At 48.6% G+C, this 22,242-nt stretch carries 15 protein-coding genes; 12 read left to right on the top strand and 3 right to left on the bottom strand.

Annotated elements, in window-relative coordinates:
* Positions 1-208: 208 nt before the first annotated feature.
* The 10 genes from K6Y21_RS12155 to K6Y21_RS12110 all read left to right on the top strand — a co-directional run bounded on the left by K6Y21_RS12155 (position 209) and on the right by K6Y21_RS12110 (position 14,840).
* Complete coding sequence (locus K6Y21_RS12155; RefSeq protein WP_233072123.1) at positions 209-4,507, top strand: VanZ family protein; 4,299 nt, start codon at positions 209-211, stop codon at positions 4,505-4,507.
* 179 nt (positions 4,508-4,686) lie between these two features.
* On the top strand, positions 4,687-6,582 hold the full coding sequence (locus K6Y21_RS12150; protein WP_233072122.1) for an asparagine synthetase B family protein: 1,896 nt from the start codon (positions 4,687-4,689) through the stop codon (positions 6,580-6,582).
* Positions 6,579-7,799 (top strand): hypothetical protein, encoded by a 1,221-nt coding sequence (locus K6Y21_RS12145; RefSeq protein ID WP_233072121.1) that lies wholly within the window; start codon positions 6,579-6,581, stop codon positions 7,797-7,799. The genes K6Y21_RS12150 and K6Y21_RS12145 overlap by 4 nt, the downstream gene beginning before the upstream one ends.
* Before the next feature lie 43 nt (positions 7,800-7,842).
* The gene (locus tag K6Y21_RS12140) at positions 7,843-8,781 is read left to right on the top strand and encodes a sulfotransferase family protein (protein ID WP_233072120.1); all 939 of its coding nucleotides are present in this window, start codon (positions 7,843-7,845) and stop codon (positions 8,779-8,781) included.
* The gene (locus tag K6Y21_RS12135; RefSeq protein ID WP_233072119.1) at positions 8,782-9,684 is read left to right on the top strand and encodes a glycosyltransferase family 2 protein; all 903 of its coding nucleotides are present in this window, start codon (positions 8,782-8,784) and stop codon (positions 9,682-9,684) included.
* Positions 9,685-9,700: 16 nt separating this feature from the next.
* Positions 9,701-10,855, top strand: coding sequence for a glycosyltransferase family 4 protein (locus K6Y21_RS12130; RefSeq protein WP_233072118.1), 1,155 nt, complete (start codon positions 9,701-9,703; stop codon positions 10,853-10,855).
* Between the two features lie 6 nt (positions 10,856-10,861).
* The gene (locus K6Y21_RS12125; RefSeq protein ID WP_233072117.1) at positions 10,862-11,035 is read left to right on the top strand and encodes a hypothetical protein; all 174 of its coding nucleotides are present in this window, start codon (positions 10,862-10,864) and stop codon (positions 11,033-11,035) included.
* Positions 11,032-12,525, top strand: a complete 1,494-nt coding sequence (locus K6Y21_RS12120) for an oligosaccharide flippase family protein (RefSeq protein ID WP_233072116.1) — start codon at positions 11,032-11,034, stop codon at positions 12,523-12,525. Before K6Y21_RS12125 ends, K6Y21_RS12120 begins: the two co-directional genes overlap by 4 nt.
* Positions 12,522-13,826, top strand: a complete 1,305-nt coding sequence (locus K6Y21_RS12115; protein WP_233072115.1) for a polysaccharide pyruvyl transferase family protein — start codon at positions 12,522-12,524, stop codon at positions 13,824-13,826. Before K6Y21_RS12120 ends, K6Y21_RS12115 begins: the two co-directional genes overlap by 4 nt.
* A gap of 444 nt (positions 13,827-14,270) precedes the next feature.
* Positions 14,271-14,840 (top strand): hypothetical protein, encoded by a 570-nt coding sequence (locus K6Y21_RS12110; protein WP_233072114.1) that lies wholly within the window; start codon positions 14,271-14,273, stop codon positions 14,838-14,840.
* Positions 14,841-15,039: 199 nt separating this feature from the next.
* Here the strand turns inward: K6Y21_RS12110 and K6Y21_RS12105 are convergent, their stop codons facing one another.
* Positions 15,040-15,525 carry a DUF3592 domain-containing protein gene (locus K6Y21_RS12105; RefSeq protein ID WP_233072113.1) on the bottom strand — a complete coding sequence of 162 codons (486 nt, stop codon included), beginning with the start codon at positions 15,523-15,525 and terminating at the stop codon, positions 15,040-15,042.
* 452 nt (positions 15,526-15,977) lie between these two features.
* On the opposite strand from K6Y21_RS12105, the gene K6Y21_RS12100 reads away from it, so the two are divergent.
* Both K6Y21_RS12100 and K6Y21_RS12095 read left to right on the top strand, forming a co-directional pair.
* A complete protein-coding gene (locus K6Y21_RS12100; protein ID WP_233072112.1) occupies positions 15,978-17,798 on the top strand; it encodes a CARDB domain-containing protein in 1,821 nt (606 codons plus the stop codon).
* Entirely contained in the window at positions 17,795-19,483 is a 1,689-nt protein-coding gene (locus K6Y21_RS12095; RefSeq protein ID WP_233072111.1) for a HEAT repeat domain-containing protein, read from the top strand. The genes K6Y21_RS12100 and K6Y21_RS12095 overlap by 4 nt, the downstream gene beginning before the upstream one ends.
* A 579-nt stretch (positions 19,484-20,062) precedes the next feature.
* Here K6Y21_RS12095 and K6Y21_RS12090 read toward each other — a convergent pair.
* Together K6Y21_RS12090 and K6Y21_RS12085 are read right to left on the bottom strand one after the other, a co-directional pair.
* Positions 20,063-21,274, bottom strand: a complete 1,212-nt coding sequence (locus tag K6Y21_RS12090) for a glycosyltransferase (RefSeq protein ID WP_233072110.1) — start codon at positions 21,272-21,274, stop codon at positions 20,063-20,065.
* Positions 21,264-22,238 (bottom strand): glycosyltransferase family 2 protein, encoded by a 975-nt coding sequence (locus K6Y21_RS12085; RefSeq protein ID WP_233072109.1) that lies wholly within the window; start codon positions 22,236-22,238, stop codon positions 21,264-21,266. The genes K6Y21_RS12090 and K6Y21_RS12085 overlap by 11 nt, the downstream gene beginning before the upstream one ends.
* Positions 22,239-22,242: the final 4 nt, after the last annotated feature.

The raw sequence follows: 22,242 nt of genomic DNA, 5'->3' as shown, positions 1-22,242 counted from the left end.
CAAGGTACAACCACTAAAAATAGGTATCACGCAGCCAACGTCCTATACTCGCTCGACTGATGCCAATGCAGCGCATGCTGTACTGGCAACGCCTCCCTTGCAAAGCACCGCCTAACATCACTACCAACGAAATTTCAACGCCGTCCCAGCCAAGCTAAGCAGTTGCGACTAAACTGGTATTTATCAAGCAAGTTGCGCAAGGATGCTTATGGCTAAGCCACCGGTCTCATTCACACTCGACTATGCTCCGTTATGGCCGCAGGTACGCTATCAATTACTGCACCTGCTGCCCTTGTTCGCCGCGGGGGTGGCACTGCTATTTTTTATGCCCTTCTTGCCTTTGGGTAAAAACCTGGATGAGCTGATATCCCAATCCCATCTCTTAGGGCTAAGCGCCGCCGTTGTAAGCGCCCTCTATTTAACCTTTGTGTTTCCCATTAGTTTGCTACGCGCCAATCTAGGCTTTGGCAAGATGCTGATGCTGTTACTTGCCAGCCACTTGTTACTCTGGCTGTTACTAAGCAGCCAAGTGGCCGCCGAAAGCCTGTTCGATATATTAGGCACACCCGTGCTTAACTGGCCGTGGGAAACCGAATTATTGATGCGCTTTTTGGCTTGGCTTTGGTTGGTGCAGCTGTGTTGGCTGTTAACCACGCGTCAAGCCAGCTCAAAATGGCTGTGGATTGGAATCAGCCCCTTTGTGTTTGCCGCCAGCTATACGGTGATCATTCCCCTTGCGGCCACCGATAATATCACCGAGCTGCTGCGCCAGCCCTTTGGTTTAGTGGGCATCATTGCCACCTTTTTGGTCATGTTTGCCGCCAGTGAGCAGCTTAGCCTAGCCAAACCTCTCGGGCAGCGGGTGCTGATTTACCTTATTACTTGGCTGGTCAGCTTTGCCTTATTAGCCATCAGCACCCAATCCGAAGTGGATAAATATGGTCACCAGTTTGCCGCCTTAAGCTTTATGCTGGGGTTAGGGCGCCAGCAAACCACCAGCATGGTGTTGCTGCTTGGGGTATCATTGTTACCCTATATAGTGATCATGATGGCCTTAGTGCAGCTGCGTAAATTCGCAAGGCAAACCGCGCCGAGCTTGGCTCCCCAAGGTACAGACCATGAGGAAATCTCAGTTCAGCCCGTTAATAGGGCGAACAATAGCCAGCACGCCAGCACTCAAAGTCATGGCATTCACATCAGTTCTTGGCCGCTGATCCTTTATGCCATATTGATCGCCTACGGCACCTTATATCCCTTCGATCAATGGCAAAGCCTTGCCCTGCCTGCTATCTGGTCGGTGTTAACCAGTGCGCCATCGGGATTAAGTAGCACGGATATTCTAGTTAACAGCCTTATTTATCTACCTTTTGGTTTTATGTTGCATCAGCACTTATATAGCAGTGTGGGCAAACGTCACCTGTGGGTGTTGCTATGGGCATTTTTGCTTAGCTATTGCTTAGAGTATTTACAATTCTTTTTGCCAGAGCGTAATACCTCACAACTGGACTTATTACTTAACACCTTAGGGGGCGGACTTGGCAGCTTACTGGCGGCGCGTTATCACCCCGACAGTGACTATCTATCTAGGCTCAATGCTTGGCGGGCACAATATATTATTAGCAGCCCTAGTGCTTTATTGGGGCTGGCGAGCTTGGCCGCCTTATTGATTGGCTATTTTAGCCCACTGCAACCTAACCTCAGCCCTTACGGGGTATGGCAAGCCATCAAGCCGTTATGGCAACCCCAGTTGTATGATTTTAGCGCCTTTAAACTCCTCAGCTACTTTTTACAGCATTTGATTATGGGTTTGATTTTGCGGGCGGTTTTGCACGCTGATAAACGCTACTGGGCGTGGCTGCTACCTTTATTGCTCACCTTTATTCACCCATTTATTCTGTTTCACCAGTTGAGTTTAGACCTTATGCTGGGCAGCGTGTTAGCCAGTATCGCCTTGCTGTTTGCAAGCCTTAACCGTCAAACCAGTGAGCGCCAGTATTCGGTTATTGCCTTTATTACCTTAGCTTGGCTGCTGATTAAAGCCTTGTTACCCGCCAGCGGTGACATTCACCCCTTTAATTGGTCGCCGTTTTTTTACCAGCTGCAAAATCTTGCCTTTGCCAGCAGCATGTTTAACGCCGTTTGGCCGGTATTTGCCTTGGCTTTTTGTGCCATGCAAGGTCATGCCAATTGGTTTATCAAACGCGAGCTGATCTGCGCCTTGGCCATCGGTTTATTGTTTATTGCGTTGGAAGTATTACAAATCGGCCAGCCGGGGCGTTATCCCGATATTACCGATGCCATTATTGCCGCCATTAGCTGGATTTTTATCGTCCATTTTTATCGCAATCACTACGCTCACCAGCAAGGGCACAACAAAGAGCCTGCTTATCTGCCCTATTGGCCCATTGCGGTCTTTTCATTATGTTTATTGTTCATAGGCACCTTGCTCAGTATCCATCAATTTAGCCAGCCCAGTGTGCAAGCCAGCCCCATCAATGCCGCCCTTGATTATAAGCTGCCTCAGTTTAATGCTACTCGGCCTCGCTTGCCTGCGCCCAGCAATGAGGACATCAAGGCATTAAGCCAAGATGGCTACTATTTGAGTGAACTAAAAACCCGCAGCAAGCGGGGTAAGTTAGACAGCCAAGCCATCTTGGCTTACTTGCAACCCGAGCAAGTGGATCTGACGCAATTACATCAAGATCTCATGGCGCTGGAATTTCGTGGCCGCGGTAATGTCGAAGTGAAACCCTTAGCCGTCGCCTATGACTGGCTTTATCCGCGCTGGAGCCAAGCGCAAAGGGCCGAGCTGCAAGGCAAACTATTGCAAGGTTGCCAATTTATCATCGACTACATCAGTAAGGCGCAGCTGTCGCCCTACAATGTTTATCTCTACAACAGCCCACTGCAAGCGTTAATGGCCTGCGCCATCGCGGGCTATCAAGACGCCCCCGAGTTTGAGCCTGTGATGGCCTTTACCGCCTACACTTGGCGCGAACAAGTATTGCCAGTTTGGCGCCAAGTCATGGGTCAGCACGGCGGCTGGCACGAAGGCGCGGAATACGTCGGTATCGGCATAGGCCAAGGGATTTACCAACTGCCCGCCATGTGGCGAAAAGCCACCTCGGAAGACTTTTTTAATGAGCCGGGTATTGTCGGATTTGCTGATTTCTTGTTATATCGTATACGACCCGATTTAAGCCAAATGCGCTGGGGGGATGGTCGCTTTTTTGATCGCGGCATTCCCGACCAGCTTGCTTTGGCCATTGAGTTAAATCATCAAGCCAGCTTAACACGCCTTAGAAACAAGCATTTAGGGCCAACCTCTTGGCCTTGGGGGCCATTAATGGGAGATTTAACTCCAGCAGCCAAGCCAGCGCCCTTACCTTGGGCGAAATGGTTCGATGGCATAGGGCATCTGGTTGCACGCAGTGATGAAAGCCCAAATGCCACCTATGTGAACTTTCGCGCGGGGAATAACTATTGGTCCCATCAGCATTTAGATCAGGGCAGTTTTACCCTATATAAAGGCAGCCCCCTAGCTATCGACAGTGGCTATTACGGCCCGGGATACGGCGCCGACCATCATTTAAACTACAGCTATCAAACCATCGCCCATAACACCTTAACCATTACCGACCCCGATGATAATCAAGCCATGCCAGCGAAAAAGGCCGGCCAAGCCGAACGCGAAATTGCCAACGACGGCGGCCAGCGCCGCATTGGCTCGGGTTGGGGACAAGCTGCCCCCACCAGCGTCGCACAATGGCAACAGCAAGTTGATACCTTTCACACCGCGACCGTATTAGAGCAGGTGCAAACCGAAAGCCTAGTGGCCATTTATGCCGACCTCACACCTGCCTATCAAAATCAGATGTCTGGCAAGGGGGACTTTTCGGCCCGCAGCCAGCGTGTCGATAAGGTCAAACGCCTGTTTATCTACGATAAACAACTGGATGTGGCGATCGTGTATGATCAGGTTACCTCGCGCCAAGCCGATTTTACCAAGCGTTGGTTATTGCACAGCATAGGCCAGCCCACTCGACAAGCCGATGGTCAATGGCTGATCCAAACGCCCGCCCAAAGTGAGCGCCAACAACCGGGCCAGCTGTGGTTTATTCCCCTGTTGCCACAGCAACATCAGGTGCTAGATATAGGCGGCCCCGGCTTTGAATTTTTTGTCGATGGCGTTAACTATGATGAAAACGGCAAACTCAACACCATAGTGCAAAAACAACGCCAGCCCAAACCAGAGCTAGGCCAGTGGCGCTTAGAGTTAATTCCCGAGCAGCCACAAACCGAGGATGAATTTTTAGTGCTGCTCAAGCCGGAATTGGCAGGTCTTAGCAATCAAACCCAGCACAGCTTTAGCCAGCAAGGCGGGCAACATCGGCTAACACTGAGAATAGCGGATTACCAATTGAGCTTGCTGATCACCCCAGAGCAAATCCAACTGCAGCAGATAAGTGGCACAACCCCATCTCCCCCTTGGCTGTGGGCCAAGTAGGAGCACCAGTCATGGTGCGATTTGAGCTTATATTGAGCCTTTAATCGCCGCATTACTGCGGCTCCCACTGGATTACTGCGGCTCCCACTGGATTTATACAGTTCCCACAAAACTGCGGCTCGCCACAAACCTTTTTTTGTCTACACTTAAAACAGTGTCTACTAGCTAGGAACCTGTGCATGGATGCAAGCAAGCAAGCCGCGCCCGCGCAACCAACCACAAAGCGAGCCGATCCCCCTTTGGCCCACCATGCTATGGGCTCAGCCTTGATTGGCATTGCCGGCTCGCCTAAAGTAAGGGTTAATCAAGCGCGCCAACTTAGCCTGTTTGATCGACCCCATTTAAGCCTTGCCAGCAGTCAGCCTGAACTCAGTTTCACCAGTGCTAACCTGGGTTTCTATAGCTTTATTGGCCAACCCAGATGGCAAGGTGCACCGCTAACTCAGGCCAGTAATCAGCAAGCCTTTGCGAACCAATTTATCCAATTACCACATAAGGCCTTAAACCAGCTCAACGGTGGCTTTGCCATGGCCTATAGCGATGCCAAGCAATGTATCTTGGCCAGTGATCCCTTTGCAAGCCATAGTGTGTATTACACCCTCATCGGCCAGCAATTGATCTTTGCCAGTAACTTAATGTCGCTGCTACAACAGTTACAGCAAGCGCCTAGTTTAGATCTACAAGCCATCTTTAATTACTTGTATTACCACATGATCCCCAGCCCACAAACCATATTTAAAGGGATCTATAAACTTAAACCCGGCGAATTAGTCCGCTGTTACCAAGGTCAATTGCACCATCAGCAGTATTTCGTTGCCCCATTTAGCGAAAACAAACGCCAGCAAAGGGAGCAGCTACAGCAAGAGCTCAAGCAAACCCTGACCGATGCGGTAAAACAGCAACTCCCAAGCGGTGAATATGATACTCAACAAATCGGCAGCTTTCTTAGTGGTGGTTTAGACAGCTCCACCATCACAGGATTATTAAGCCAATTACGCCCCAATAGCCCTTGCTACAGTATCGGTTTTCATATTGAAAAATATAACGAGCTGCCTTGGGCCGAGCTCAGCGCTCAGCATTTCAACAGCCCGCTATATCAGCATAAGGTCACGGCCGATGAAACCGCCACTGTCATCGAACGCATTAGCCAATTTCTCAATGAACCCTTTGGTAATTCTTCCGTGGTGCCGACCTTATTTTGCGCTCAATTAGCCAAACAACACGGCACCCATATTATGCTCGCGGGCGACGGTGGCGACGAATTGTTTGCCGGCAATGCCCGCTATGCTAAGCAGCAAGTGTTTGAGCTGTATCAGCAGTTACCTAGAACCCTGCAAACCAAACTGTGCGATCCCTTAGTCCACGCCTCAAGCTTGCAGCGCTGGCGCTTAGGACAAAAGGTACAAAGTTACCTCAAGCAAGCTAAGGTCACCTTACCTGCCCGATTAGAAAGCTATAACTTTATTCATCGTCTTGGGCCAGAGCACTTTTTTACCCAAGAATTTTTAGCCCAAGTCGATGTCGAACAGCCAGAGCAACTTAACCAAGCGTGTTTTAACCAACCTGACGGCATCAGTCAGCTTAACCGCATGCTCTGGCTGGATTGGAAACACACCTTAGCCGATAACGATTTACGCAAGGTCAGTAGCATGTGCCAATTAGCGGGGGTTGATGTGCGCTATCCCATGCTAGATCGCCAAGTGGTCGATCTTAGTTGCCGTATTCCCAGCCAATGGAAGCTGCCCTTTGGCAAGTTGCGCCATTTCTACAAGCAAAGCTTTCGCGATTTCTTACCTGAGCAGTTACAAACTAAGCCTAAACACGGCTTTGGCTTGCCTTTTGGCATTTGGACTAAGGAGCACCAAGGGCTGCAAGATTTAGCCAGCACAGGAATAAACACCTTAGCTTCACTTAATATCTTTTCACCCAGCCTACTTAAGCAGGTGCAAGACTTACATCAGCAGCAACACGCTGAATACTACGGCGAGCTGGTTTGGATCTTGATGATGTTGGGGCTTTGGCTCAAGCAACATCAACACATCAAACTAAACCCAAACAAGGAAGTAGCAGCATGATTTGGTTGGCTGTAGAGCTGTTAGTTTGCTGGCTAGTGCTAGCCAATTTGGTGTTGCTGGCCCTGTATCGGCGTAAATTGCGCTTACTTTGGCTTGAGCCGACCTTTAAGCAGCCGGTGATCTTGTTTGAAAGCGATGACTGGGGGCCAGGACCCGTGCAACATGCCAAGGCGCTCGATCAGATCCAACAGGTCCTGGCTCAAGCCCGCGATCACCGCGGCCGCTGCGCCCACATGACCATAGGCACAGTGTTATCAATTCCCGACGCCGATAAAATTATCCAAAGCCAATACCAAACCTATACTGGTATAGACCTCTCTGCCCCGCAGTTTAGCGCGGTACTCACCAGTTTGAAAAACGGCTGGCAAAAGGGGCTGTTTTCACTGCAACTGCATGGCCGCGAGCACTTTTGGCCGACAACCTTACTCGCAGCCATCCGCGATAGCGACGAACTAAAACAGTGGTTAGCCAACGACAGCAGCGCAACCGAGCAATTGCCCTCCACACTGCAAAGCCGCTGGAATCCGCCCATCAGCGTGGCCGACATCGCCCTTGCGGTGAAGCAGGAAACCGAGCTGTTTAAGCGTTGCTTTGGCTTTGGCGCCGAAGTCGCGGTGCCACCTACGTTTATTTGGCATGAACAAGTTGAAATCAGCTGGCGCAGTCAGGGCATCAACACCATTATTTGTCCGGGCAAACGCTTTGTTGAGCGCCAGCAAAGCCAATTTCGCTGCGATCAGGATCTGATTGTTAATCTGCAAACCTCGCAAACAGGGCAGACTTACTTAGTTAGAGATCAATATTTTGAGCCTGAATACGGCCACCAATGGCAAGATGCCATGGTAAAAATCGCAACATGTTTGCAACTCGGTCGACCCTGTTTATTTGAAACTCATCGTTTCAACTTCACCGACTCGGCTCAAGCTTGCCACAACAGTTTGCAACAATTGCAACAGCTGTTAGCCCATGCGCTCAAGCGCTGGCCCGACTGCTGTTTTTTAACCAACAGTGAAATCATCAACTTGCCACAGCATGATCCCGACCACGTGCTGGAGCACGGCTGGCGAGCAAGATTAAAGGTATGGCTGGCAAGGGCCAACACCCTGCCTCGGTTTCGCTACTTTGCCACATTCACTGGGCTAAGTTTTATGGGCTGGTTACTCACCCTAACCTTTACCCACCCTAAACCTAGCCTAACTCAATCAGCACAACCCTAGCAGTGAAGTTGCATCGCGCTAACGCGGATCGGATAAGGATGCCATGATGGAAACAAACTTAGTGCACAAACTCACCAATGCTGACTACCTACACAAGAACTGGGTGGCGCTACAGCGTCATTTAAAAGGTCAATGGTGGCAATTAACCCAGCCACAAACCTTAGATCCCATCTTTATCGTCGGCTGCTCGCGCAGTGGCACCACAGTCACCTTTGAAACCTTGTCGCAATCCACTCAAGTTAAATCCCTTGGCTATGAAACGCCGCAGCTCTGGCACAGTTTGTATGGACCCAAGCACAATCAATGGCACTCAGAGGCCGCTCGCGCCGAGGATGCCAAACCCGCCCACCGCGACGCCTATTTTAAATATTTTTACCAACGTCTTGGCTCAGGCCAAGTACTGGATAAAACGTGCATTAACATCTTACGGTTGGAATATTTATATCAGCTGTTTCCCAGTGCCAAGTTTGTATTTATTTATCGTAATGGCCGCGACAATGTTAGCTCTTTGATGGATGGCTGGCGCAATGACAAGCAGTTTTGTTTAACCCAATTTTTGGGCGAGAACCCAGAACAAGTAGCCATAGAAAATGGCGAGTTTAAGCAATGGCATTTCTTTTTACCGCCACAATGGCGCAGTTACAATCACGCCAGTTTGGCCGAGGTTTGCAGCTTCCAATGGCTCAAAGCCAATACCTTGGCACTAAAAGCTAAACAAGTGATCCCCAGTCAGCAATGGGTTGAATTTCGTTACGAGGACTTTGTTAAGCACCCCGTCGATATCATGGAGCAAGTGTGTCAAAAGTTAGGCTTACCGTTTGAGCCCAGCATTAAGCTGCATTGTGCTAATTTAAGCGCGCGCCCCACCAGCTTAGTTAGCGGTAAGCCCGAGCCCGATAAATGGAAAAAGCGTAATTACCAAGCCATCCTTTCCATCGAGGATAACATCGCCCCCTTGATGCAAAAGTTAGGGTATCAATAGATGCGAGATCCCAAACGTGTGAGTGTGGTGATCCCCCTTTACAACGGTGCTTGGTGTATCGAACGCGCCGTCAACAGCGTATTGGCCCAACATCAGCCGCCATTAGAAATCATCGTGGTGAATGATGGCAGTCAAGACAATGGCCCCGCCCTACTTAAGCATTATGGCGACCAAATAAGAGTAATTCATAAAGCCAACCAAGGCTTAAGCGCGGCGCGCAATACCGGCATTCGCGCGGCTCTGGGCGACTATGTGGCGTTTTTAGACGCCGATGATTATTGGCTAGAAGACAAACTGGCTGCTCAAGTTGCCCTGTTTCAGGCTAACCCTAACCTCACCTTTTGTGGCTGCGCGGCTAAGGTGGTCGATCAAGACGATCGTGAGCTGCAAGTCTGGCCTTGCCCAAACTTAACCGGTGAACAAACCATCCTCAGCGCTATTTTTGCCCAGCTAGGTTTAGTGCCCGGTAGTGGCTCTGGGGTCATGGCGCCCACCCAATTGCTATTGCAACTAGGTGGCTTTGATAGGGAGCTTAAGGCGCTGGAAGACGTCGACATGTGGCTGCGCTTAGCCAGCCAAGGTGAGTTTGCCTGCGTAGAGCTGCCACAAGTGGTGATCTTACGCCACACTGACAGCATGAGTGGCAGCCTCGATTTAATGCGCCAACATGCCATTAAGGTGTTGCAAAAGAACCGCCATTTATTGCCGACCAAATTACGCGGCCGCTATTGGCAACATTGCTACGCCGGCATGCTCATTGATTATGCCAAATGGGCCTATCGCGCCAAACGCAGCGCTCAAGCCCGCAGAGACTTACTCCATGCCCTGCGCCTTGCACCGCTGCGTTACGGTAAATTAATCGCGTCATTGTTTGTTGCTATGAGTGCCCATAAACCGATTTGAATTAAAGGAGTGCGCCATGGCTGGCCAACCTACCTTAGTGATCACCGAACTCTTTTTACCCACCAAGGGCGGCACCGCTGTGTGGTTTGATCAGGTTTACCGCTGTTTAGGGGGCAAAGAGCAACATATTCTAACCGCCAAGGTAGCGGGAGATGCACAACATGACGCCGACCACCCTAACCATATTCACCGTCTCACCTTACGAAGAGTAAGCTGGCTAAGGCCAGAGTCCCTGCTGATGTACCTTAATTTATTTTTTCATAGCCTTTGGCTATGTTTACGTTATCGCATCACCAGTATCCATGCTGGGCGCGTATTGCCAGAAGGGGCGATAGCGCTGATTTGCAGCCGAATTTTTCGCATTCCTTGTATCGTCTATGCTCATGGTGAAGAGATCACCACTTGGCGTCAGAACGGAAAATTTAAAGCCATGACTTGGGTGTACCGCCATTGCGATCGCATTATTGCCAACAGCGAATTTACCCAGCAAGCCTTGCTCGAACTGGGCGTTGCCAAGGACAAGATAACCCTGATCCACCCCGGTGTTGATATCGAGGTGTTTCGCCCCACCTTGGCCTGCGCCGATCTTAAGGCTCAATTGGCAATGACAGCCAACACCCCTTTGCTACTGTCGGTAGGGCGATTAAGTCGGCGCAAGGGCTTTGACCATGTTATTCAAGCCCTTAGCGAACTCAAACAAGCTAACTTAACGGTGCACTACGCCTTGATTGGCATCGGTGAAGATCTTGACTATCTAACCAACCTAGCTAAGTATCAAGGCGTTGCCAAGCAGGTGCATTTTTTAGGTCATGTGGCCGCTGATGATTTACCGCGCTGGTATAACGCCTGTGATGTCTTCGTTATGCCTAACCGCGAAGTTAACGGCGATACCGAAGGTTTTGGTATGGTCTATATCGAAGCAGCAGCTTGCGGCAAAACCGCCATATCCGGCTGTGTCGGTGGCCCGCCCAACGCCGTGCTGCACCAACAAACAGGACTAAATGTCGATGGGGAAGATATCCAAGCGCTAAGCCAAGCCATCCAACAATTGTTGCAAGACGTTGAGCTGCGCGAACGCTTGGCAAAGCAAGCCATGGCGCGCGCTACAAATGAGCTTAGTTGGCCCGCCGTTGCCAAACAAACGCAGCAATTGCTCAACAATATGGCCTAGTAAATCATGACGAACGGGGCTGACATCGACGCCAAAAAAGCGATGCTACATGGCGCAATGTGGACCGTGGCAATGCTTCGTTGGAGCGGTAAGTTACATAAACAACTCGGCTGGTTCGCTGTCGCTAAGCAAACTCAGCAACCTATCAACCTATCAACAATATGGCCAGCTAAATCATGACGAACGGGGCTGACATCGACGCCAAAAAAGCGATGCTACATGGCGCAATGTGGACCGTGGCAATGCGCTGGGGCGGTAAGTTTCTCGGTTTAATCAGCACCATCATCGTTGCTCGCTTAGTGCTACCAGAAGACTATGCGGTGATTGCCATGGCCATGTTAGTGGTTGGCTTGTTGGAAGCCTTTATTGATTTAGGCGCCGCTACCGCGCTGATCCGTGAACCAAAACCGAATACCGATTTTATCAACTCGGCATGGACCTTGCGTTTTTGTCAGTCAGCAATCGTGTCGCTGCTACTGCTGACTCTGGCCTCCCCCTGTGCCGCTTTTTTTAACGAACCCAATGTGGCTCCCATCTTGTTATTGCTAGCAGGATGTATGCTGCTGAACGGCGCCAATAATTTTGGTTTGGTCTTAGCCCGCAAAGCCCTTAATTTTGCCCTCGACTTTAAGGTTCAAATTATCGCAAAAAGCTGCCAAGTGCTGGCGACCGTTATTGCGGCCTATTATTTGGGTGACTATCGTGCGCTGGCCATTGGCGTAGCCCTTGGCTATTTGCTGGGCTTTATCCTCAGTTATGTGATGCACCCTTATCGACCTTGGTTTTGTACCCGCGCTTGGCCACAAATTTGGCAGTTTAGTAAATGGCTGATTATCGCTAACAGCGCCCAATATCTGCTGCAAAAGCTAGACCAGCTAGTAGCGGGGCGCACCGGCACCAGTCATGAGTTTGGCTTGTACAATGTCGGTGGCGATCTGGGGCAACTCCCCACGGCCGAGCTAGGCCCCGCCATCATCAAAAGCTTTTTACCTGTGTTATCTAGCATTCAAGACCAACCCGAGCGAGTCAATCGCGGCGTGCTAAAGGTGTTAGCCATACTCAATACCTTAACCTTACCTGTGGGCTTTGGCATCGCGGTAATAGCCGACCCCTTGGGCAACCTGATGTTAGGGCCAAATTGGCAAGGTGTGGCCCCTTTTATCGCCTTATTTGGTATTTGTAGCGCATTTAAGGTGGCACCTAAGCCCCTTTCTAGCTTGCTATTGCTACATGGGTACAGCAAAAATCAAAGTGGCATCTTAGTTATCGAGTTAGTGAGCTTTATACTGGCGGCTTGGCTACTTATGCCCCTTTATGGGCTAGTGGGTTTAGTATTGGCGCGCATCAGCGCGGCCATCTTAGTGATCTTCGCTTTTTGCTATGAAGCCCAACAAAAATGCGCCCTGCCTTTTTGGCAGCCTCTCTCGACCTTAGTTCGGCCGCTGGCGTGTGCTTTAATCATGTATTGGAGCTGCACTGAATTGCTCAAACAGCTTAACCTCAATAATGACCTATATCAGCTCGCCGTTGCCATTCCCAGCGGCGCCCTGATTTATGGTGTGTTGATGTGGGTACTGTGGCTACTTTGCCGCAAACCCATGGGGTTAGAGCAAGAAATTTGTCTATGGCTAGCACAAAAATTTAAACCAAAAGGAAGCCCGCAAGTATGAAGCAAGTGTACCAAGATTGGTTGATCCGTACTCATCACTTACTGCATGTATCTCTGCCATTGTGGTTGGCAAGCTTCAACACCAAAGCGAATCACAACCTTGAGACCCATACCCTGATTTTTCCGGCTGATCCACAAAACCCATTGGGCTCGATGGGCGACCAAGCAATCTTTCTCGGCCTGATCCAATTACTGCGCCAGCAAGGTAACCACAAGATTTCCATCTTGTGTTATCGCACCCCAAAGCAAGATTGGCCCGAGGTCGAATTTATCCAGATCTCGCCCAGTTTTAGCGGCAGCGCTGAATTTGCCAAACAGCTCGCAAACGCCACCCAGTATGTGTTTACCGGCGCCGACGTGGTGGATGGTAAATACGGCGCGCGCTTTGTTTGCCAAGCCTTAAGCTTTGCACAGTTTGCTGTCATACAACAAAAGAGTGCCATCATCACCGGGTTTAGCTTTAACACTCGGCCGCGCCAAATCATCATTAACGCCCTTAATCGCTTAAGCAAGGCGGTAGCCATTCATGTCCGCGATCCTGACTCACTGCAACGCTTCCAACATGTATGCCAACACCCCGCCAATCTCGTGGCGGATACCGCCTTTAGCATGGCCAAAGCCAAGCTGCTTCCACCAGAGGTTGAAGACTGGCTGGCAAAAGTGGCAAAGCAAAACCAATTGCCTGTTGGCATTAATATTAACCGCCACGCATTTAAAGCGGCGGTTAAACGCTTAGGCCAACAGGCCTTTGTTGATCAAGTCGCAGCGCAGTTGCAAAACCTAGCTCAGCACCACCCACTGGCATATTGCTTTATCGTGCATGATTACAAAGCCCAAGCGGGCGATGTGGAGCTGCTCACCGAGCTAGAACAGTGCTTACAACAAGGTTTACCGCAAGGTTTGCAACAAGCTGATTCTGGCATTACCTCATTATTGCTGATGTCACATCAACCTGCTGAGATCAAAGCGGTATGCGCCAAATTGAGCCTAGTGATCAGCGCCAGAATGCACTTGGCCATTGCCAGCTTAGGCGCAGGCACCCCTGTTTTAGTGGTGGATTATCAAGACAAATTTACCGGCCTGCTGCGCCATTTTGAGTTAAATGAACAGGCAATCTTATCCCCCGATGAGTTTCTCTCGCCGAAATTACAGCAGCAAGTTGCTCAGCAACTCGATCAGCTAGAACAAAGCCGCAACCAAATCGAACAACACTTACCTCAAGTGATGACATTAAGCGCCAGGAATTTGGCGAGTGGGCCATCACAACAGGCGATGGCCGTTAGCAGAGCACGCAGCGGTTAGGGCTACAAATGGAGGAGATCCCCATCATTCTCTTGTTACATACCCATATGCTCAAGACCTGTGATTGGATTGTTACGATTAACCAAAAACACGGACACCAACCTAAATGATAAGATAAATTTTTCAGATTCAATAACACACGATAGCTTGACGACAAAAACCTGGCTTTCGGCCAACTTCACTCTCAACTTATCATTCTCGCCAATATACGCACTATTAACCTACCATCGATGAATCCTTCACAGGAAAACTCCCGACCTAAGACACTGAAATAAAAGATTTAAAATTATATTTCGTGAAAAGCATTTGTTTGCAACTAGTTATCCGACAGCGGTTGAGTAATATAGCCTGCGCACAGCAGAAAATAAAAAAATCTACGCTGTACCAAAGCTTATTCTATCGCTCAATGATGAGCATAGAGAGAAAAAAACAGGGAGAAGTTACATGCTTAAAAATAAAAAAATAATATCAGCTACATTACCACTCATGCTTTCACTGCTTGCTGGTTGCGCCAGTAACGGTGGGGATAAAATAAGCATGCATAATGGCGAGGTTGTGTTCAGTGAAAACTTCACCGGGGGTTTTGAGCAATGGGTTGGTAAAGAACAAACAACAGAGATAAAAAGCATAATAGTGAATGACCCGCTACGCGAAAACAAAAAAGCGGCCCAATCTACAGAAAAAGTCTTTGGTGGTGACTATATCAGTAAGCAAAAATTTACTGCGGGCGAATATATACTGAGTTTTGATTACTTAGGTACCTGCTCAAAAGATTGCGGCGGTGTAGTCGGCTATGGTGAGGGTTTTCCAGGAGTCAAACACCACTGGCTTGCCGGTACCCGTAGTGGCTTCCCGACTAAGTTAAACGACAAAAATGAGTGGATTCATTACCAAATTGAATTTAGCGCGGCCTATGATTTCCACCTCATTTTCGAGCAATGGACGGATTCAGACGGCGAACCCGGTACAGTATTGTTTGCCGATATTGAACTGCAAAAAAAGTCATCCCAATAAATTAGCGATGATAAGGAGTGTTCTCAGGGTGGCCGCGTGAATGTACAGAAAACAATCATGGGTTTGTCCTGAGAGCGTTGGTATTCACATTTTGCACCAATTACTGGCGGGTTTGCTGATATTGGCAGGGGGAGTCATGCTGCGCCGACATGGCTTGGTTTTGTAATCTGAGCCTACAGGTCGTCAGGCCCAGCAAGACTTACCAGCGCCGAGATGGCCGAGCAGGCAGTAGCGCCAACCGAATCAGAAAACCCGCTATCAGCACAGTGATCCAAAACGCGGTATAGGCCATCATCAGCGATATATCTTTTATGCCGGGGAAAATGATTGAAGCAAAGGAGAGATCATACCGGCGCATCGGCTTCCAGTTGCTGGGCTCATCTACCGGGAAACGAACCAACACTTTTTGGCCCTCGCGAAGCGCTTCGGTATTTCGCATACTGCGCTCTGCGCCATTAAAGGCTACTTTCGCCATCCGAAAGTCAACTTGTTTACTGCCTATCCGATTACCTTTTGAGTCTCGGGTGGTTTGAGTTTGCGACTCGGTATAGAGCCGAGTAACCACCCCTTGGCCTTCACCCTTAGCCCAAGCGTATGTGGCCTTTTTACTCATATCTTTCCACGCCGTTGCGGCACCTAAAAGCAAGATTGACGCGAATAATAGATCGATAAACAAATCTGACATTCTGACACTATATCTTTGCCTAAGGAGTTGTAAAAGAGCCACGATGAAATCCCTTTCTCAAAATTTATTTCAAACTGCTCACGGCAGACGCTAAAGCCATAAGAAAAGCTAAGGACATCCAACTCAATGAGCCGACAATTTTATAGGCCACCAAAATATAAACCAAATTTTGTTTGCTCATTTGCGACAAGCACGCCTACTGCCAGTTCGCGCTTAAAGCAGGGAGCGTGAATTTCTGGAGTCGTGGGGTAGCTCGGTTATTTGTTATTTTATTCTCTAAATTGGCGTTATGCAGAGCGAGTCATCACCAACAAAAATTGCGAATAAGCTCTCAAAATTCCAAAGTGATCATGATAATGCTCTCAAGTAAAGCTTCTCTATAAGCAGCTTACTCGCCTAAAGCTGATTCACTGATAAACTTTTTTGTACTCAACCTATTAAGGACCATTGATATGAGAAATTCTTCTACTCAGGCATGGATGCGTAAAATCGGGCTGGCCTTATTTGTCATCCTACTAGCAGGTTGTTATGACGATCAATTGGGCAACCTCACACTGACTGATCTTGACGCCAAAGGCGAACAAACCAAGTTTGGCGAAGTTGTTACCCTCGAGTATCAATTTGATTCACGCGGCTTTACTGACCAAACAACCGATATCCAGTTTGTGCTAGCCAATGTTGACGACTTGCATGTCGACCCTGATGTGGAGCAGGAATTAAGTGAATACCACGTGGTGGGTATCGAGACCGTCCCTCTCACTAACAGCATTACCACGCACTCGGTAACTTTCAGCATACCAGAAACCGTAAAAGGCGGAACGTATCAGGTCGTTGCCCACATAGATCCAGATAATCTCATCGAGGAAGAGAACGAAGAAGATAACTCCCCGACCATCAATGATACGGACGGCACCCATCATCATGCGTTATTACAAATTCAAGGGCCACCTGAGCATGACTTTCACCTTGAAAATATCTCACTTGGAATAGAGCAACTGATATTGGATACGCCAGAGACTGAAGCCCTAGGTGAGATCAATCGCGCGGATATCGTGGGTTATGTTGACTTACGGTATCATGGCCTTCATACCGATAAGGCAGCATTGACAGCCGCGGCTGAAATTGACGGAGTATGGGTACCACTCAAATTTTGGCATGCCGACTCCAATAGTTATACCGATGATATCATTGTCGATTTAAGCCTAGACGATCAGAGTAACCACATTCAATTTGATCTCGACTTAAACGCGAATCACCTCAATGCACTGCATGCTAGCTACGATGCCAGCGGCGACAATCAACTAAAAATACGCTTGACCGCAACAGAAGGTGAGACCACAGGCCAATTTGAACACAGTGATGATAACAACCACCTCGACATCACCTTATCCTACTACTTCTTCTCTGGTGAACAAGCACGCCAAACAACGGCTCGCTCAGGGGTCGGCACCATCAATTATGAAAAAGACTTTGCTGCCACTTATGGCAACACCAGCAAGTTTGCGGTGGCTATTGATATTGCAGGAAAAATGTCTCTCGTTCCCTTAGTTGACCCCGGCGCCGCCATTTCTGGATCAGGGGATGTGTCTGCCTACTTCTTCAATGCACATAACACCTTGTTTGGCGTCAGCTTTGAAGGCAGCGCTTATGCCAGTGGCAATAATAGTGGCTACGCGACCGAAATGGTCATTTTTAACGCCACCGTGCTAGACGAAGAGTTCTACAACAACGCATTTAGTAAAACATGGGAATACACATGGGAAGAAGAGCGCGTATTGGCACAAGCTCGATTTTCTATTGGGCCTGTGCCCATGTCAGTAGAAGCAGGCGTTAGCGGCAACTTAGGCTTGGAATTAACCGTGGGTTACAATGCGGAATTAACCGGAGGTGGAGATCTGTTCCATGTTGACTTTGGCGCATTTGGCCGGGGTGGGATCAACTTACTCGTTGCCTCTGGTGGTGTCCAAGCCATTTTCACCCTCATTGATAACACTTTCTCCATGGACTCCAGTGCCGGTTTTGAGTTAGCCAATAACGGACAAAATGAACCTAATATTTACTACAGCATCGGACTAGAAGACAGCATTGATGCCATATCGGGTAAGTTTGGCCTTTATGCCGAATTACAAGGTATCAAGTGGTGTAAAAAGTGGATTATTTTTTATCCCTGTGGCACTAAAACAACCCATTACGACCTCTGGCTATACCAAACACCGAGCTTATTAAATAAAACATGGACCTTACTTTCAAAAGAAGGACAACAACCGTTATGAAGCTCGCGTTAGTCATCGCTTTAGGTATATCGATAGTCTTGCTTGCACCTTGGGTGCAAGCAACACAATGTCAGCGGCAATATCAGTTTAGCATCAATACACAAACGCACTTTTCGATGCAATCGCCTTTACCTAGCAGCCTCACCATGAAGGGGGTTATCTCGATCACTCCAGTACAATACCAAGAGCAAGCATGGTGGGGAGTTAAGGCAGATAATGTGATACTCACCAGCAATGGCATCAATGACCGCGACCCTAGCTTTGAAGCCCCCTTTGCCTTTCAAATTGACAAACAAGGGTTGATCAAAGCATTTTGGTTTGCGCCCCATCTCTCCGCTAATCAACAGCAGCAATTACAAGGGTTTGCATACTATTTTCAATATTTAAGTGGGCCAAACACGACCAAAGCAAAACCGACTCGGTTAGAGCAAGATAATTTAGGCCAATATCAAGTGCGATATAGCACCAATCAACAGCAACAGTTGCAAATGCAAAAAACAGCCTACCGCCTCACTCAAGCTAGCGCCGCTAACGCCTTTCGCCATATCGAGGTGAAGCAGTCTTTGCACACGATTACCCCTGAGCAATGCTGGTTTAGTCAGCGCCATGGCACAGAGCAATTAAACCTAATAGGCCAAGCTGATGAATTATCTTTCAATACCAAGCAAAGCTACCAATTGAGCTTGTTGAGCCAAGCCCAGCCGAGCGAATTATTCTCCCTGCCCGCCAAGGTTGAAGATTGGCCCGTTAATAACCAGCCTACACTTAGCGAAGCACAGCTCAATGAACTAAGCGCACGACTCGACCACTTTCTTACCAATACCGACTTACTTGCTTTGGATGGCTTTAGTTTAGCCGCCAAATTGCGCGAGTTTGACGCCGTGCTCCAACGCTTACCAGATACACTCAACCAGCTAAACTTGTCAGATAAAGCACAAATGCGCCTATTTAACGCGTTAGGACAAGTGGATAGCCCACAAAGTCAGCTAACCTTGGTGCGCTTTATTGATCACCAAGATAGCGCTCCAAACACACGCTTTCGTGCCCTGCGCGCATTAGAAAATGGCCAGGCCCCGCTGGGCAATGCTGCCAGCCAAGCCATCATAGACCTATTGCAAAATACATCCGAACTCGGTGAGCAAGCAGGCAGCTTTATCATGACATTAGGAGCCATGTTAGGACGCCGCCAAGATAATGAAAACAGCCAGCTGATCAGTGAACAACTGTTAGACAAGCTGACAACGAGCAAGGATGATAACCTAGCCGCCAGTATCATTACCGCGTTTGCCAATAGCGCTGACGAGCAATATACCGATGTCGTATTGGGATACACCAATAGCCCTTCCAGCGCGATACAAAAAGCCAGCGCTAGAGCACTGGGTAGCTTCGCCACCCCCCGAGCCTATCAAGGCTTACAAACCATGCTCACTCCAGAGCGAAAAGAGCGAGTTCAACAAGCTGTATTAACTTCCCTTGGCAATTATCAATTAGACACTAATACGCGTAAGGATGTATATCAGTATGCAGCAACCGCAAAGCAAGATAAGGTACGCTATGCTGCGATCCAAGCCCTAGCCAACCAACATTATGCTGATCGTAACAAACAGCTACGCACCCTGTTAAATAATGAAACATCGAGACGAAATTTCACGGCTATCGTTAAGGCATTGCATCAAAAGCCTTAACATTTATGCTAACGCCTCATGTAATCGCAACGAGTAGATACGTTGTTATATACCCAATCAACCTGGAGATGCTTGATTTCAGCAAGAATTTACAGGCGTTTAGGCAAGGCATTGATTGCAGGTAATGGTTGTTCCCTTATCAAAATCAATAACGCGGCATAAACGCCTGTAAAACTTGCCCTTTGGGAGCGACACCGTACTTCCACTACGTTGTTACGCTAATTTAGAAGGTGCTTACATTCCTGCATTAGCGTGCCTAGTATTGAAAGCACGGTGGCGCTCTGAAACATACATCTTCAAGTAGATTGGGTATATAGAGTGAGAGCTGCTTGCTGATTGGTTTACGGTTAACTGAGGAGGTCGCCAGTAGTTGGCAGGTTTGTTGAAAATTGGCTGAAATTGCTTTGGTGATGATGCTGCGCTTCTGCTTAATCGCAGCGATCCGATATGTTTTTATGTTGCATTGGAGTTACTTGTTGGTTTGCCGCTAACACAGGTGATAATAACCCTTGCGCCAGTTGTTGGCAGGTTTGCTGAAAATTGGCTGAAATTGCTTTGGTGATAATGCTGCGCTTCTGCTTAATCGCAGCGATCCGATATGTTTTTATGTTGCATTGGAGTTACTTGTTGGTTTGCCGCTAACACAGGTGATAATAACCCTTGCGCCAGTTGTTGGCAGGTTTGCTGAAATTGATTGGGGTGATAGTACTGCGCTAACACGGCTTGACCCTTACTAATACGCCCTTGCATTGCCTCGCTCTCGTTAAGGGTGCTAATACAAAGAGCAGCGAAGTCATCTGGCTTATCCGCCACCAGCAAGGTTTCATCTGGGGTTAAATAAGGGGCAAACGCATCACTGCAGATAGAGGTGGTGACGCAAGGTTTGCCATAAGCGATAGCTTCTAGCACCTTGATATTACTGCCGCCGCCCATTAATACCGGGGCAATGACGGCGCTCGCATGCTGGTATGCTTGGGCTAAGCTTTCAACAAACCCCGGCGCCAACACGCCCTCGACCTGCTGCCACTTTTCCCTTCTCGCTTGCGGCGCGGCGCCCACTAACATGACTTCAACGTCTGCTACCTGAGCGCGAATTAGCGGCAAAACCTGAGTTAAAAACCAATCCACCGCCACAATATTAGGTTGATACCACAGGGAACCAACAAATAAGAGTCGCGGTTTGGCTGGCACGGCGCTTGGAGCCTGAGCCGACTGTTGCTCACTTTGCTGACAAACAATATTGGGCAAGATCCGCGATGGCAGCCAATTGGTTGCGACTTGATCGCGCTGACAAACAAAAAAAGCCCCTGCAAAACGGCGCAACAACAAACGATTGTGCCAATAGGCAAAGTACTTTTTCAACGCTGAGACAGCAAGGGCTGGTGTCCAGCTTAATTGATTTGAGTAGCGGTATTTAAAATCGTCTAAATCCACTAAGGTTGGCACATGATGAGGAATCGCAAGTTGACTGATGGGCCAAACATAACGACCAACAACAAGGTGATAATCGGCCAAGGACTGACCCAATTGCGATTCGATTTGACGATTAAGCTCACGATGGGGCCACCAAGCATGCCAAAACCGACTAGCCAAGGTCAGCTTTAGTATTGAATGAGCTTGATCCCATATCAGCTTAGTCTGCGCGCCGCACTGAATTTCAATCACATCCACTTCACCCAAGGCAGACAACGCCTGATAAATCAGTAAACTGCGCTGCGCTGCGCCGGAAGTTTGCGCAAACGGCGAAACAGAGCACACCAGTAATATTTTTACCTTAGGTTTAGCCTGCATCGGCCACCGCCTGCGCCTGTTGCGACGCTAAGATCATCTTGACGGTTTGCCGATCAAAAAAGCGATGATACCAAGCGGGTCGCAGTACCAAATGCTCCAAAGGTGCATCTTGATATAGGATTTCAACCCGCTCGGGAATACCTTTTAACCCTGCCACATATAAGCGCTCAGATAACAGTTTATTTTGAAAATGGCGCAAGCTATAGCGGCGATAGCGATTGAGATAGAAACGCGGATCGGTAATGGCATGCCACCAAGTGCTGGGATAGTTAAATTGCGCCTGCGGACATACCTTAGTTAAGGTTTTGTTCCAACGATTGCCCAAGGGGTCGAGATCCCAATGAGCCAGAGCGCCCACTAAGCTATCGTCACCAATAAAACCAATGGGCATCTTGATTTTTTGCTGTTTGATCCTTTGCACAAACTGACCCGATAAGGCGTAAAGACAGCCCGCTATGCCGCCTTTATTGACCATCTCTTGGCGATACAAAGACAATGTTGCACTAGGTACGGCCGAGCACGCGTTTAACTTAATATCATGATTTAATTCATCGATTAGTTTAGCAATGGCGTTAGGCTGGGCAACACAGTCACCATCGAGAAACACATAATATTGTGACGGCTTACTGTATTGATGCACCGCACGGTTCCACGCGTTGGCTTTGTCGCCACGCTCGATTTCAAATACTTTTACCCAAGGTTGCACCGAAGGTTTTAGCCTCGCAAACTGTTCACTGAACTGACGCGCTAACTCAGCGGTATTATCACGACAGCCATTGGCCACCACTAAACACTCCACTTGCGCAAACGGATTTAGCTTGGTTGCTACTAACCCTTGAACATTAGCTGCGACCGAGGTTAAACAAGCAATGATATTATCAGCCTCGTTATACGCCATGATCACCACAGTTAACAACAAGGGTTCAGACTCAGATAAATGCTCTTGGTTCCCTACCTTGGTCATAACC

The organism is Motilimonas eburnea (genome assembly GCF_021295345.1).
Lineage (GTDB): Bacteria > Pseudomonadota > Gammaproteobacteria > Enterobacterales > CBDFNC01 > Motilimonas > Motilimonas eburnea.
Note: the sequence above shows the minus strand (reverse complement) of the source record. Positions and strands in the feature narration are given on the sequence as shown.